At 58.7% G+C, this 13,770-nt stretch carries 12 protein-coding genes; 1 reads left to right on the plus strand and 11 read right to left on the minus strand.

What is annotated here, in order from left to right; translation table 11 throughout:
• Positions 1 to 52: 52 nt before the first annotated feature.
• The 8 genes from rpe to ACR0CZ_RS16045 all read right to left on the minus strand — a co-directional run bounded on the left by rpe (position 53) and on the right by ACR0CZ_RS16045 (position 7,367).
• Complete coding sequence (rpe, locus tag ACR0CZ_RS16010) at positions 53 to 742, minus strand: ribulose-phosphate 3-epimerase (protein WP_170397685.1); 690 nt, start codon at positions 740 to 742, stop codon at positions 53 to 55.
• Between the two features lie 125 nt (positions 743 to 867).
• The gene (locus ACR0CZ_RS16015) at positions 868 to 1,344 is read right to left on the minus strand and encodes a class I SAM-dependent methyltransferase (RefSeq protein ID WP_170466201.1); all 477 of its coding nucleotides are present in this window, start codon (positions 1,342 to 1,344) and stop codon (positions 868 to 870) included.
• Positions 1,345 to 1,363: 19 nt separating this feature from the next.
• Positions 1,364 to 2,116, minus strand: coding sequence for a polysaccharide deacetylase family protein (locus ACR0CZ_RS16020; protein WP_170466198.1), 753 nt, complete (start codon positions 2,114 to 2,116; stop codon positions 1,364 to 1,366).
• Complete coding sequence (locus ACR0CZ_RS16025; protein ID WP_170466195.1) at positions 2,113 to 3,255, minus strand: glycosyltransferase; 1,143 nt, start codon at positions 3,253 to 3,255, stop codon at positions 2,113 to 2,115. The genes ACR0CZ_RS16020 and ACR0CZ_RS16025 overlap by 4 nt, the downstream gene beginning before the upstream one ends.
• Before the next feature lie 2 nt (positions 3,256 to 3,257).
• Positions 3,258 to 3,836, minus strand: coding sequence for a histidine phosphatase family protein (locus ACR0CZ_RS16030; protein ID WP_170397674.1), 579 nt, complete (start codon positions 3,834 to 3,836; stop codon positions 3,258 to 3,260).
• The gene (locus ACR0CZ_RS16035; protein WP_170397671.1) at positions 3,833 to 4,909 is read right to left on the minus strand and encodes a glycosyltransferase; all 1,077 of its coding nucleotides are present in this window, start codon (positions 4,907 to 4,909) and stop codon (positions 3,833 to 3,835) included. The genes ACR0CZ_RS16030 and ACR0CZ_RS16035 overlap by 4 nt, the downstream gene beginning before the upstream one ends.
• Positions 4,909 to 6,156 carry a glycosyltransferase gene (locus tag ACR0CZ_RS16040; protein WP_170397668.1) on the minus strand — a complete coding sequence of 416 codons (1,248 nt, stop codon included), beginning with the start codon at positions 6,154 to 6,156 and terminating at the stop codon, positions 4,909 to 4,911. Before ACR0CZ_RS16040 ends, ACR0CZ_RS16035 begins: the two co-directional genes overlap by 1 nt.
• The gene (locus tag ACR0CZ_RS16045) at positions 6,153 to 7,367 is read right to left on the minus strand and encodes a hypothetical protein (RefSeq protein WP_170397666.1); all 1,215 of its coding nucleotides are present in this window, start codon (positions 7,365 to 7,367) and stop codon (positions 6,153 to 6,155) included. The genes ACR0CZ_RS16040 and ACR0CZ_RS16045 overlap by 4 nt, the downstream gene beginning before the upstream one ends.
• Before the next feature lie 382 nt (positions 7,368 to 7,749).
• Here ACR0CZ_RS16045 and ACR0CZ_RS16050 point away from each other — a divergent pair, with 382 nt between their 5' ends.
• Positions 7,750 to 10,146 carry a mechanosensitive ion channel family protein gene (locus tag ACR0CZ_RS16050; protein ID WP_170397663.1) on the plus strand — a complete coding sequence of 799 codons (2,397 nt, stop codon included), beginning with the start codon at positions 7,750 to 7,752 and terminating at the stop codon, positions 10,144 to 10,146.
• 87 nt (positions 10,147 to 10,233) lie between these two features.
• Here ACR0CZ_RS16050 and ACR0CZ_RS16055 read toward each other — a convergent pair whose 3' ends face one another.
• From ACR0CZ_RS16055 to ACR0CZ_RS16065, 3 genes are read right to left on the minus strand one after another with little or no spacing between them, the layout of a single operon-like run.
• Positions 10,234 to 11,589 carry a CoA transferase gene (locus ACR0CZ_RS16055; protein ID WP_170397660.1) on the minus strand — a complete coding sequence of 452 codons (1,356 nt, stop codon included), beginning with the start codon at positions 11,587 to 11,589 and terminating at the stop codon, positions 10,234 to 10,236.
• Positions 11,586 to 12,740 carry an ABC transporter permease gene (locus ACR0CZ_RS16060; protein ID WP_170397657.1) on the minus strand — a complete coding sequence of 385 codons (1,155 nt, stop codon included), beginning with the start codon at positions 12,738 to 12,740 and terminating at the stop codon, positions 11,586 to 11,588. The genes ACR0CZ_RS16055 and ACR0CZ_RS16060 overlap by 4 nt, the downstream gene beginning before the upstream one ends.
• Positions 12,737 to 13,765, minus strand: coding sequence for an ABC transporter permease (locus ACR0CZ_RS16065; RefSeq protein WP_170397654.1), 1,029 nt, complete (start codon positions 13,763 to 13,765; stop codon positions 12,737 to 12,739). Before ACR0CZ_RS16065 ends, ACR0CZ_RS16060 begins: the two co-directional genes overlap by 4 nt.
• Between the last annotated feature and the right edge of the window lie 5 nt (positions 13,766 to 13,770).

Below are 13,770 nucleotides of genomic sequence, written 5' to 3' on the forward strand. Positions count from 1 at the left end.
CAGGAGGAGGCGTTTCGTAAGAAACGTCGACGACTGGCGGGAGGGTTTGTTGTTAACCCAGTGCACCTTCGGCAGCAGTCCGCACAGCGCGAATATTGTCGCCATAGACCGACTGGTTTGAAACTGACCCGCCTTTAAAAACTGCTGATCCGGCGACCAACACGTCAGCGCCTGCAGCGACCACCAGAGGCGCTGTTTTGGGATCAACACCGCCGTCGATTTCGATATGCACCGGTCGGTCGCCGATCATCTCGCGCAAACGTTGCACTTTTGCGGTCATGTCGATGAATTTCTGCCCCCCGAAGCCAGGGTTGACGGTCATGACGCACACCAGATCAGTCAGGTCCAACAGATGTTCGACGGCCTCGGCGGGCGTCCCGGGATTCAACGCGATCCCTGCTTTCATTCCCGCAGCGCGTATCGCCTGCAGCGTGCGGTGCGAATGCGGCCCCGCTTCGACATGCGCGGTCAGCACATCAGCGCCCGCATCGGCATAGGCTTGAATATAAGGATCGACCGGAGTGATCATCAAATGCACATCCATGACGGTCTTAACATGTGGGCGAAACGCTTTGACCGCTGGGGGACCAAAAGTGAGGTTTGGGACAAAGTGGCCGTCCATCACGTCCACATGAACCCAATCCGCCCCTTGCGCTTCGATGGCCTGAATCTCCTGTCCGAAATTTGCGAAATCGGCTGACAGGATCGAGGGAGCGATCTTGATGGAACGGTCAAAACTCATGACTGGCCTCATGTGGGTGTGCTGTTGCGGTGGCGTATACCCTCGACTCGCGTCAATGCATAGGCCTGACTGCGGTGAATCTGATCGATAGATTCAACATACAAACCCGCCAGTTCAAAGCCTGCTCAGGCGCGATAGAAAAGATATCGATCGGGCGCGATGGTCTCGGGGCCTTCAATCTGCGCAAAACCCGTCAACGGTTGCCCTGAAATCAACAACCCACCGGGTCGCATGACCTGTTTGATCAAAGGGCTGAGGCGTGCCGCTTCCGCAACATCTTCGGATTTGATCCCGCGGCCGAAATCGTAGTGCGCCAGCGCGATTGTTTGGCCTGCGTCCGCCAGTTTACGCAACATCGGCTCAGCCTCACCCTGCAGGAAATCCTGTGCCGGTGGCATGCTGTCGGGATGACACTGCAAGACGCGATCCATCACCCATATACGCCGAGAGGGCAGGATCTCACGCAGATGATCATAGGTACGTCCGTTACCTAGCCCCAGGTCCAGAACGTCCCCTTCCATGGTGCCGATCTGTGCGGCGGCCCAGTTTAGCCCATCGCGTTGCGCCGTCAGGCGGCGCAGCATGGAATCCAGTCGGCTCATTCGGGCTCTCCTTGCGAGTTCAGTTGCGTGGTGCGGTCCAGGGTGTGCCCGGTCCATCAAGCAGCCTGTGCAACAGATCCTGTGTAAACGTCCAGATGTCCTGATCATGGACCAGATGATGCGTCAACACCCCAAATGCTTCGGCATTGTCTGCGCGATCGGTGCGTCGGTCATGCAGCAGCTCAACCGTCTGTTCGATCAGTCTGTCAGGGTCGATTAAACCGCGCGTCCCGCGCCAGTCGATTGGATCGAGATGTGTGTTTACCTGCGCGAGGCCGGGCGCCGCGAGCGGTATCTTTCGGGGGGTCGCCGTCGACAGTATCCGATAGCCCAGCCCGTGAAGCTGCATGGCGACTTTGGAGTCGATCCGATTCCACGGGGGCACAAACATCGGACGCAAGTTGTCACCGAACAAACCTCGCAGCCGGGACAATCCAGCCTCGGCATCTGCAACTACCGCTTCAAGGGGCCGGTGCAGGCGAAATTCGGCTTTCTTCTCGTCCGCAGGCGCGTGGTTCTGATGCGCCCAGCCATGCACAACCGGGATCAAAACAGACTGATCTGACACATACTCTGCAAGTGCCGTCTGCGCCTCACGCGGGATTACCGCCAGATGGACTGGCAGGCCGAGCTCGTCTGACATGGCCGATAGCTTTTCTATCTGTGGTGTCACTGCAACTGCATCGTCATCACGCCACCACAAGGGCAGGGTCAATCCTGCATCCTGCCAGCGCCGCAACTCTGACTGCAAGGGGCGCCAATCAGGCCTCATCGGCTGGCCTCGTACAAGCTCACTGCAATATCCACTGACCGGCGCGCGCCATCAAACCCTTCGGTCATCGGGGGGCGTTCAACACTCGAAATGACATGCTCCAGCGCATTGGCCAGCGAGCCGGCGGTCAGGTCAGAACTGTTAAGCACCTCGATCCCGTTCAACTGCGAAAGAGATCGCGCGCGCAAAGATTGCTCAACCTCTTTGCCATCATCGAAGGGGATCAGAACCGCCGGGGTACCGCTTTGCAGCAGGTCCATGGCGGTGTTGTAACCGCACATGCTGACCGACGCGGCGGCAAGCGGCAGCATTTGGCGAAAATCAGGGCGGACGGTTTCAAGAAGAACCGATGAACCCTCGGCCATTTGCGAAAGCTCGGCAATCCGCGCATTGGCATCCTGCCCGCCCACCAACAGGCGCCATCGCCTGTTGGGCATCTTTCGGGCGGCCTCGATGGCCGCTCGAAAGATCGGCTGGCCGACAGATCCGCCACCCGCGCTGACCACGATCTCGCCTTGGCCTATGCCGTCTGGATGACTTGGCGCAGCACTTGGGGCGACGAAACCGGTGTAATGAAGGCGCGATGCCAGTTGAGCCGAGACAGGCCAACTGACTTCAAGTTCGGTGATCTTGGGGTCGGAATGGACCAGAACGCCGTCGTAAAACTCTGCGATAACCTCATCCGTTTGGGTTACTTTTGCAGACTTCGATGGCGGTGCAAGAATGTCACGGATCGAACCCAGGATGATGGGCGGCTGAGGTAGGTTCCGCGCGGCTTCCAACGCAGAACGGAATTCTGCGGCCAAGGAGCGCCGCCCGAACGGATAAAGCTCGGTGATCAATATTTGTGGCCCAAAGCTGCGGACCGCCTGCGTCAGAGCGTTGGTGCGCGCAGCGAAATAGGCCGGGTCAGCAACAGTACCACTCTGATCAAGCAGGCGGGTGAAATCGGTGCCGTCAGACCGCAGCGGCGGTAAGTTCAGAAATGACAACCCACGTGTGTCAAGCTGTGGCGCAGGCATTCCGCCCGAGACCATAAACACTTCATGGTCCTGTTCGGCGAATGCGCGCCCCAATGTGAGGGCTCGGCTCAGATGCCCTGTGCCCAACAGATGGGTAACAACGATCATCACCTTCATGGTCAAACCTCACGCGCAATCAATCGAACGGGTTCGGGTTCAGGCCGCATTTCGTCCAAGTCTACGATAAACAGTCTGTTGCGCTTGATCTTGAACGGCGCGGGGCCGGCAAAATTCCAGCCCCACGCCTTGGCCAAGATCACCCTCATGATGCCGATATGGCAGACCGCGAGATTGTCGCCGTCCAAGCCCGCCAGCCACGGCGCGATACGCGCCCATAATTCGGCTGGGCTTTCGCCGCCCGGAGGCCGATAATCCCAGCCCCAGTCTTCGATGTGGCGGTAACCGCTATCGGGTGTCTCGATCAGCTCAGCACCGCGCTGTCCCTCCCATTCGCCCCAATTCATCTCGGTCAGGGCCTGAGATGTTTTGGGCGCTTTACCCGATACCAACTGCGCTGTTTCAGACGCGCGGCTTAGCGGGCTGGACCAGACTGATGCCGCGTTCCATGGCGATGGCAGGCAATACCCCGCAAGTTCAGCCCGAGCGTCGGCATCCAACGGAATGTCGCTGCGCCCCTGAATGCGACCCGCGCGATTCCAATCCGTGTGTCCATGGCGCAGAAGGGCGAGGCGGGTCATCGGTTTTTCTCCAACAATGGGCGCACAGTGGTCCAGAACCGCTCGGTGGCGGATGGCATCAGATGGCGGTGCGCGACATAGGCGCGGGCGCGATTGCCCTCAGACTGGCTCAGGTCGGGATGGTCCAGAAACCTCTGTATACGCACGGCCAACCCTTTGGCACCCGATCCGGTATCGGGATGATCGGAGGGTATCAGCACATCACGAACACCGGGGCGATCTTGTGCTGCGACGGGAACGCCGCAGGCCTGGGCCTCAAGATAGACCATTCCATAGGCTTCGTTGACCCCGGGCCAAACGAACAAGGACGCCTGGCGGTACTGGACCTGCAACGTGTCCCGATCCAGCTGACCCAGAAACCGGACACGAGGTCCGAACCGCGCCATCAGCGCCTCGACTTCCAATCGGGCCGGGCCATCGCCTACCACGTCCAACGCCCAATCCCCTGTCAGATGTTCCAGCGTGTCGGCCAGAATGGCGTACGAGGCCAGCTTGTCCCCCGGCCGCATCATGCCCACGGTCAGCATCGGCCCATCACGGGTCGAAACAGGGGGCAATTCCGTGATGGGAAGAAACGGAGGCAGTTCCACCAACGCCTGCGTACCGAACCTTTCCCGTTCTAACGTGATCAGGTCGTTGGCAGTGTGGTAGAAAATCACCTGCGCGCTGTCGCACGCATCATGCGCCGCTTGCGCAAAATCAGCCCATGGGCCTGCAAGCCGGCTGGTGGCGCGGGTACTTTCCAGCTGCACATACGGGATGTCTCTTGCGCGGCTCACGGCCGGGCCGAGCAGATCGGGGGCCTTGTAGTAGTTGTGATAAGTCACCCACAGGTTCGTGTCAGAGGGCAGTTCCTCAGCCAGTCGTGCAGCCTCGGTCGTTGCTTTGCGACGTAATTCGTCCTGAAGTGCCCGGTCGCCTGCCTTGTCGTAAATCCGCAATTGCGAGGCCAGCTCAACAATGTCTCCCTGAGCGCCGAGGGCCTGCATCAGGTTGCGGGCCATTTCGCGATCACCCGAGGGCTTGGGACTGTCGGGGGACTTCATCGGTGCATAGAAAGCCACCCGCGCCATCAGGGCTCGTCCGCGCACAAGGCGCTGAGCCGCTCGGACAAGCGACGTATGCCCGGGTCCATCCGGAAGTCGGCGATCAACCGGTTATACGCGGCCTCAGCCATCTCGGCCGTTCTGGCCGGGTTCTGGGCGAGATCCACAATAGCCGAGGCCAGAGAGGTCGGGTCATCTTCTGACAGCTGACCGTGAACACCGGATTCAATGAACTCCGGGATGGCTGACACCGGCGTTGACAGGATCGGGAGGCGCTGGGACGCGGCTTCCATCAAAACATTGGGTAAACCATCGCGGTCGCCGTCGGCAGCAATTCTGCTGGGCAGGACAAACAGATCAGAGCGGCGCATCTCGGCAATGACTTCCGGTTGATCGCAAGCCCCCATCCACGTGATCCGATCGGAAATCCCTGCGGCATCGGCTTGTGCGCTCAACTCATCGCCCAGATTTCCGCCGCCGATATGGGTCCAATGCCAATTCAGCGATCTGGGGAGCAGCGCGAAAGCTTGGAGAAGCCGGTCAAAGCCCTTCTTTTCGACAAGACGCCCGACCGACAGCATGTGAAAGGGTGCATCCGCTGCACGCGAACACTGCTGGGGAGGTGCAGGAAACCGCGACAGGTCCAGCCCATGATAGATCAGTTCTACCCGCGCAGGATCATCCGCCAGTTCGCGCAGATGTGCGGCACCAATGGCAGTACAGGTTGCCCCGAAGATGGCGCCGTGAGAGGCCAGTTGCAGCTTTTCCCGCTTTTCCCAGTCTGGTGAGGTCCAGATATCTTTGGCATGCGCCGAAAAACTCCAGGGCAGGCTGCGCATGATAGACGCATAGCGGGCGACCGAAGACGGAGTGTGCATGAAATGCGCATACAGCGCCCGCGTTTGATCGGGCAGCTCAGCGGCCAATACGCAGGCCTGACCAAACCGGCGAATTCGGTTGTGAGTCGGGTCTCGGCGAAGGTCTTGCCGCCAGACCTGGTAAGCTTGTGCGTATCCGGGCAGACGAGCTGCATTGTCTCGCGCAGTCGCCAGCCGCTCAGGCTCTTCATAAAGGTATTCCGGCAGGTAATGCACCTGCCCCTTGAAGCGATCGTGCAGAGGATGGCGCTTGGTATCGGTCGGGTGGCGCAACGACCAGATATCGAAGCTGTGCCCTGCCTCCTGCAAGGCCACCAATTCTTGCGCGATGAACGTCTCGGACAGGCGCGGCCAGCCTTTGACCAGCACCGCCAGCTTGGGGGGTTCGCGCGTCATCCGGTGGCGCGCTCTTGTTCCGCGCCTAGCAGCGCGTTTATGCGATGAGTGACGTAGCTTAGCCCGTCCAACAACCCTGCGCGAATGGCCTGCGAAGGCAGCGGCTGATGGGGCAAGGCGCGGATCGCGCGGATCATTGCATCCGCCGTCAGACCGTCACGGTTTTCATCCAGCATGCGTACCAGACCCAGATCCTCGGCGCGCGAGGCACGAATCCATTGCTCCAGCCGCGGCGTCGTGCGCGGAACAATGACGGCGCGTTTGTCGAAGGACAAAACCTCGCAGAAGGTATTGTACCCGCCCATGCAGACCACACCGGCAGCGCCCGCGAACAGCGTTTCGATCTGCGATTCAAAGCCAACGGCGGTCACACGGCCATTTAGGGCGGCGACACGGGTTTCAAAATCTTCGCGTAGTTCGCCTGACAGGAAGGGCCCATAGACCAGCACAGCGCGGGGTGACAGATCCGGGTCTTTTTCATATGCGGACAGCACCAAATTGACCATCGCCTTGCCATCGCCACCACCACCAGGGGTAATCAGGATATACGGTTGTTCTGGTGGCTCACCAACCGGCCCAAGATCGCGACGTAGATACCCTGTCCAATGAATGCGCTCTTGCGTCGCCGGGCTGAGGGGAAGGCCTTGTGTAGGATCGTAGACCGATCGCAACCCATATACCCAGATCTCATCATAGAATCGTTCAGTCGCCGAGATCGCGTCCTTACGCTCCCATTCGGCGGCCAGTACTTCGGGCTCATCCAGAACGTCGCGCAGGCCCAGAACCAATTTGGTTGAGCAGGAGTTTTCAAGATACTCAAGCGTCGGCAGCAGCTCACCGCGAAAACCGGTAGGCTCTTTGTCGACGATCAGCACATCGGGGTCGAACTGTTCGACAGATGTCTGGATCAGGCTTGCGCGCAACTCGGTCACATCATCGATGCCCATGCCGATGGTCTGCGAAGCATACGAGCCGTCGGCGCGTTTGGTGACCCCGGGTAGACGGACATGGTCAACGCGACGCGGAAAAGTAAACCGTCCGGCAATGGGTGAACCGGTCAAAATGAGGGCCGAAGCGCGTTGATCGGCTTGTGTTATGGCCGCAGCCAGCGCGCGTGACCGGCGCAGGTGACCCAGGCCGAACGTGTCGTGACTATATAGCAGGATGCGCGGTGCGCGGCCGTGATTTTCGTTTTTGATCCCTAGGCTCATGCCTTCGCCTGTTTCGGTTCCGGTGCAACTCCGCGCGTCTGCACCTGATTATCGTAATTCTGCCAGACCTTCTTGCCAAAGGCACAGATTCCGCCGTCCAAATGCGCCAAACATTGCGAATTGGCAACAGCATAATGCCACCGCCGGCAACAGGCGCACCTTGCGATATGCAGGCCGATGGTTCTTCATGCACAAGCCAATTCGGAGGCTGGACGCCTCAGGTGGTCATATTCAATTTTTGTTGTCTTGGAAACACTTTATCCCATCCATTGCGTCAGGAACACGGGCTCTCACGATGTTGACACCGCGTGTGCGGATGATTTGAACAGCCTTCTGAGGTTCTATAGTCTTGGACGCAGCTACGAATTGGATGCGATATACGATGAAAATGAATGTTCTGGCCGGGCTGATTTTGGTGATTTGGGCGGCGATGCTGGCCAGTGCAACCGACGCGGTTGCGCAAACTTCGCTTATTCCGGGATACCCAATAGGATCAAGCGAGGAAACCGGTTCTTCAAGCTCTGCCGCTGACAGCGATCTGGCGGCGGCCATTCGATCCGCTTCCGAGGCGGGCGCAAGCGTAATCGTAATCGACAGCGCCGGGCAGGTTGTATCGGCAGCGGGCAATAGCGCCGACGCGACGCCAGAGGCAGATAGCATTGATCACATGGCTGAGGGTTCTCAGCTGATGAAGGCGCAAGAGCGGTTCTCAAAGTTCCGGGATTCCGTACGCTCGCGGATGGAGGCGCTGCCCTATTCGGTCTTTGAGGTCCAATACATCCTCAGACAGACCAGTCCGGACGGGCGGATTCAGACCTATGTCGAGGTGTTGGTCCTGAACGTGTTGTTCCTTTTGCTGGGGCGATGGTTGTCGATCGAAATCTACGGCAAGCGCATCGCGAAGCGTTTGGTGGTTGCGCGCATCAAGGAAAACCCGGTTGGCTATCGTGAAAAGATGCCTTTCCTTGTGTATCGTTTCGTGATGGGCATTGGCGGAACGATCTTTGCCATGCTTATGGCGCTGATCGTTGGCTATCTGTTCTTTGGTGAAGCGGAAGACATATCAATCCAGTTTACCGTTACGGCAATCTTTACCGCATTTTTCCTTTCGCGCACTGTCTCGGACTTGTGGCGGATGGTTCTGTCGCCTTACCTTAGCCAGTATCGCTTGCCGCCTTTTTCAGACCGGGACGCCAAGCGCCTGTATGTTTGGGCGTCAGCACTGGCGACCTATGACATCTCGGTTGTTCTGTTCTCGACATGGGTCGCGGATTTTGGGCTGAACTATAACGTCTATGCCATGGTCTATGGTAGCCTGACGCTGATCGGGGCGCTGGGCAACATACTGATGATCCTGTTCAATGCACGCGCGATCTCGAACGCTATTCGTGGCGGGCGTGCTCCGGATCAGGTGTCTTGGATACTGAAGTTCATCTCTTTCGCCTGGGCGCCGGTTCTGGTGCTTTATATGGTGTTCAGCTGGTTCAAACTGGCCGTTGATCTGGTGCTTGAGGTTCAGGATTCGATCCCGATCGTGGCCAGCAGCTATGCCATCTTTATGTCCGTCGTCGTGGCCTACGGCGCGATGAACTATCTGCTTGAAAGGTATTTTGATCGCAATCGCAGAATTGAGGTGATGAATGCCGACGCAGAAGCGGCTGAGCAGATCGAGGATGAGCTGGTGGCTGATACGCCGCAGGCCGAAAAGCGCAAACACGCCATTCTGACGTACGAAGACCTTGCCCGTCGTGTGGCAGGCATTCTGGCCTTTGTGGTGGGTCTCTATGCGCTGGTAGTGATCTGGAACCCGCAGGCCAATTGGTCGGATGACTTGCCGATCGAGCGGGCGCTGGATGTGATGGTGATCCTGTTTATGGGTTACATTCTGTTTCACTTCTTCCGCGTCTGGATCGATAGCAAGATCGCGGAAGAGACGGATGACGGCGGTGCTGAAGCCGAGCTGGGCGACGAAGGAGGCGAAGGTGGGCAGAGCCGTCTTGCAACTTTGTTGCCTCTGTTCCGCGGGGCCATTCTGGCTGTGGTCGTTGTGACCATCGCGCTGATTGTATTGATGGAACTGGGGATCAATGTCAGCCCGCTGTTTGCCGGTGCAGGTGTTGTGGGTCTGGCCGTTGGTTTCGGGTCGCAAACCTTGGTCCGCGACATCTTCTCGGGTGCGTTCTTCCTGATGGATGATGCTTTCCGAAAGGGTGAATACATCGACATTGGTGATGTGAAAGGGACGGTCGAAAAGATATCGGTCCGGTCCTTCCAACTGCGCCACCACCTTGGTGCGCTCAACACGATCCCATTTGGAGAGATCAAGGTTCTGACAAACTATTCCCGCGACTGGGTAATCATGAAGCTGCCGTTGCGGGTGACCTATGACACCGATGTCGAAAAGGTGCGGAAGCTGATCAAGAAGCTGGGTCAAGAGCTGCTGAGCGATCCGGTGATTGGTGATAACTTCATTCAGCCGCTGAAATCGCAGGGTGTGATCGAGATGCAGGATTCTGCGATGATTATCCGGGTCAAGTTTATGACCAAGCCGGGCGATCAGTGGCTGGTGCGTAAGAAAGTCTATCAGGATATTCGTGAGCTGTTTGCCCGTGAAGGCATCCGGTTTGCGCATCGGGAAGTCACCGTGCGACTGGCGGATGACAAAGAGGCCGAGGACCTGACTCCCAAACAACGCGAGGCTGTCACAGGGGCCGTTCAGGCCGCGATTGACGAAGACTATCTGGACGATATCGGCCCCGGCGGTGGTGATGATCGCTAGGAGGGCTCCCGCCCCTTTGGTTTGCGTCTCTGGCGAGACGTCAACCAAAGCGTTGGGCCGGGCCGCGCGTCCCGCGCGGCGGCAGCTTTAAGCGGTAAGTGACGGCCAAGTGGGCTGCGAAGTTCCCAGTTTGGACGCAGGCAAAGCCCAGTGCATCTTTGCGGATCCAACGGTTAGCGCCGGCTTCAATCGATAGCCGGGCCCCCACCCGGAAGGTTCGAGCGCATCCGCATAATCGACAGGCAGCGCCTCGGTAATTTCGTCACCGGGCTCGCTCTTGGCGAGGGTGGCCAGCAATTCGGCGGTGCGCGCCAGCGAGAGCCTGGCATCCATAGCAGCGTGTCCAGATGCGGCTTCGGCGAGCGCCGAGAGCAGGGCGGCTGCCATCAAGTAACCAGTTGCGTGATCCAGTGCCTGAACGGGCAACGGAGTTGGCTTGTCGGCCCCCGCCCAACCCATCCCTGCATGTGCGATTCCGGAACTCATCTGTACAAGGCTGTCAAAACCGCGGCGCGCTGCCCAAGGTCCTTGCCAGCCATAGGCGTCTAGCGTGACCTCAACCCTGTTGGGGGCGAGCTGATCCCGCGTGTGTTTACCCAGACCGAGTGCGTCCAAAGCGCCGGGCCGATACCCGTGGACAAGTATGTCCGCTTGGGCCAGCAGCTCTTGCAGTTTTGCTTTTCCATCGGGTGATTTCAGGTTCAGATAGGCGCAATGCTTGCCGAGAGAAATGTCAGGAATGACGCCAGGTTCATCCCAGCCGGGTGGATCGATCCTCAGGACCTCGGCGCCGAATCCCGCGAGTGTTCGTGTCGAGACTGGCCCGGCCAGAATGCGGGTCAGATCGAGCACACGCAGCCCAGCAAGAGGTCGCGCGGCAGTCGCCTGAGGCCGATCACGTAGTTGAATATTGCGTGGCCCCTGCCATCCGATCAACGGCTCGCGGGCCAATATGCGTCCTTGCGGATGGTCATGCCACTCAGAGCGGCTGCGCATTGCGGCAGCGACGCCGCCCTCGGCGACAATCGCGGCTTCCAGTTCAGAGATGCTCCAATCCCGAACCGCGCGCGATACCAGCGCACGGTCCGGCGCGACTTGCAAAACACTAAGGGCGGCGGCGCGATGACTGGGCAGGTTGGTGTGCAGCCTGATCCACCCATCAGAGGCCTGATAGTCACCAGCAATCGCGTCCCAAAGGCTGGGCATATCCCACCCTTTGGGTTTGAAGGAAAAGCCATACCACAAGGAGGCCAGTCGATGATCTACGGCCACCTCCAGAGGTGTAGGCGCCAGGTTCAAGGCTGTCACAAGGCGCGACAGCTCCTGCCCGACTGCCGCAAAACTGGCCGTCGCCAGTTCCGAGACCGCAAAGGCGCTGGGCCGCGCACCCGCCCCATTGACCCTGTAGGTTTCAGGTGAGGGGAGGGCGGACAGCAAGCTCATTGCTGATAGGGATCAAGGCTGTCGCGCAACCCGTCGCCAAGGAAGTTGAAGGCCAGCACGACGACGATGATTGGCAGCATCGGGATCGCGGTCCATGGATAGATTTCGATTGAGGCGAGGTTCTGCGCATCGTTCAGCATCACGCCCCAACTGACCGCCGGGGCCCGCAGTCCAAGGCCAAGGAAGCTGAGGGCGGTTTCGCCCAAGATCATCGCAGGGATTGATAGCGTGGCCGAGGCAATCAGATGCGACATGAAATTGGGTAGCAGGTGCTTTCGGATCACACGACCGGAACTTGCGCCCATCATCTCGGCCGCACGTACGTATTCCTCTTCTCTGAGAGACAGGAATTTTGCGCGGACAGATCGGGCAAGGCCTGGCCAATCGAGAATACCGAGGATGATCGAGATGATGAAGAATACCGCGACCGGGCTCCAATTTGATGGCACCGCGGCGGATAAGGCCAGCCAGAGCGGAAGTTCCGGCAGCGAGCGCAGGATTTCGATCACACGGTTGATGGTCCAGTCGATGCGCCCTCCGAAATACCCGGCCATTGATCCGAACAGGATGCCGAGGAAGAAGGATACCGAAATGCCGATCAGGCCCACTGTCAGCGACAGTTGCGCGCCATATAGGATGCGGCTGAATACATCGCGGCCCAGACGGTCCGAGCCCCACAGAAACAGCGTGGCCCCTTCGGGCGCGCAAAACAGGTGCGTATCGGATTTTATCAGGCCTGCGAGTTTGTATTCTGACCCTTCGCAGAAGAACCGGATTGGGCGCGGGTCTTCCGTGTCAGCGACGAATTTCCACTGGAAAGTTTCAAGGTCCGCCTCTGCAACTATTGGATAAACGTAGGGGCCGATGAACTTCCCCTCATGAAACCAGTTGACCGACTGGGGTGGAGCGTACAGGTGTTCTCCGTTCCGGTCATTGGGGCCGTAGGGGGCAATAAAGCCCGCAAAAGGCAGCATCAAGTAGCAGAGCAGCAAGAAGAGGCCAGAAATCAGACCCAGCTTGTGGGTCCTGAACTTGCGCCAGACCAGCACCCAATTAGGGGCATCGAGATCTGCGCGCTCAAGCTGCTGAATAGAGGCCTGCGGGTCAAATGGTGCGTCGTCGACATAGCGACCATCGGGTTTGTCGGTCATGCTTCGCGCCCCTCGTAACGAATGCGCGGATCAAGCATGACCAGCAGGATATCGGAAATCATGGTGCCGATCAGCGTCAGCAGAGCCACGAACATAAGAATGAAGGCCGACAGGAACTGGTCCTGCGTTTTCAAGGCAGTCAGCAGGGTCGGGCCGATTGTTTGCAGACCCAGAACTACCGAGACCAAAACCGACCCGGAAACCATCGAGGGCAGCAGGTTTCCAATGTCGGCGACAAACGGGTTGAAGGCCACGCGCAATGGGTATTTCGTCAGCATCCGCGATGGGGACATGCCCTTGGCGATTGCTGTTTCGACATAAGGTTTCCCTAGTTCATCCAGCATATTGGCGCGCAGGCGCTGCATCATGGCCGAAGCACCCGAGGTTCCGATGACGAAGGTCGGAACGATCAGGTGGACAAGGATGGATTTCAACTTGTCCCAACTCATCGGTTGTCCCTCAAAGGAAGGGTCCATTAGTCCGCCGATTGGCAGGTTGAAATAGCGATGGCCATAGTAGAACAGGATCAGCGCCAACAGGAAGTTCGGGGTCGCAAGACCCAGATAGCCTACAAAGGCCGAGGTATAGTCGATCCACGTCCGTGATCTGGCCGCAGCGATGACCCCCAATGGCAGAGCAACGGCATAGACGAATAGAATGGCAGCCAGATTGACCACAACCGTCAACCACAGCGTATCGCCCACGATCTCGCGCACGGGGCGGTCAAATTCGAAGGACCAGCCATAATTGCCCTGTAACAAGCCTTCGAACCCATGCGGTCCGGGCCAGAAGCCCATCCAGATCAGGTACTGCTCGGGCAACGACCGGTCCAATGAGTATTCCTTGCGCAGAAACTCGGCCTTGGCGACACCGGCGGACTGTCCCGAAGCCTGCAGTTCGGCGATCTGGTTGCTGAGATAGTCGCCGGGGGGCAGGTTGATGATCACGAAAATCAGAACCGACACCACCAGCAATGTCAGCAGCATCGTGAAAAAGCGATACACCGCGTAGCGCAGCATGACCATTTAGC

This window comes from Ruegeria sp. H9 (assembly GCF_056532915.1).

Excerpts from the sequence above, each read along its gene's own strand:
- ACR0CZ_RS16020 (WP_170466198.1), bottom strand. The coding sequence starts at position 2,116 with ATGAGGCCTGATTGGCGCCCCTTGCAGTCAGAGTTGCGGCGCTGGCAG.
- ACR0CZ_RS16025 (WP_170466195.1), bottom strand. The coding sequence starts at position 3,255 with ATGAAGGTGATGATCGTTGTTACCCATCTGTTGGGCACAGGGCATCTG.
- ACR0CZ_RS16045 (WP_170397666.1), bottom strand. The coding sequence starts at position 7,367 with ATGAGCCTAGGGATCAAAAACGAAAATCACGGCCGCGCACCGCGCATC.
- ACR0CZ_RS16035 (WP_170397671.1), bottom strand. The coding sequence starts at position 4,909 with ATGGCGCGGGTGGCTTTCTATGCACCGATGAAGTCCCCCGACAGTCCC.
- ACR0CZ_RS16015 (WP_170466201.1), bottom strand. The coding sequence starts at position 1,344 with ATGAGCCGACTGGATTCCATGCTGCGCCGCCTGACGGCGCAACGCGAT.
- ACR0CZ_RS16040 (WP_170397668.1), bottom strand. The coding sequence starts at position 6,156 with ATGACGCGCGAACCCCCCAAGCTGGCGGTGCTGGTCAAAGGCTGGCCG.
- ACR0CZ_RS16065 (WP_170397654.1), bottom strand. The coding sequence starts at position 13,765 with ATGGTCATGCTGCGCTACGCGGTGTATCGCTTTTTCACGATGCTGCTG.
- ACR0CZ_RS16060 (WP_170397657.1), bottom strand. The coding sequence starts at position 12,740 with ATGACCGACAAACCCGATGGTCGCTATGTCGACGACGCACCATTTGAC.
- ACR0CZ_RS16050 (WP_170397663.1), top strand. The coding sequence starts at position 7,750 with ATGAAAATGAATGTTCTGGCCGGGCTGATTTTGGTGATTTGGGCGGCG.
- rpe (WP_170397685.1), bottom strand. The coding sequence starts at position 742 with ATGAGTTTTGACCGTTCCATCAAGATCGCTCCCTCGATCCTGTCAGCC.
- ACR0CZ_RS16055 (WP_170397660.1), bottom strand. The coding sequence starts at position 11,589 with ATGAGCTTGCTGTCCGCCCTCCCCTCACCTGAAACCTACAGGGTCAAT.
- ACR0CZ_RS16030 (WP_170397674.1), bottom strand. The coding sequence starts at position 3,836 with ATGACCCGCCTCGCCCTTCTGCGCCATGGACACACGGATTGGAATCGC.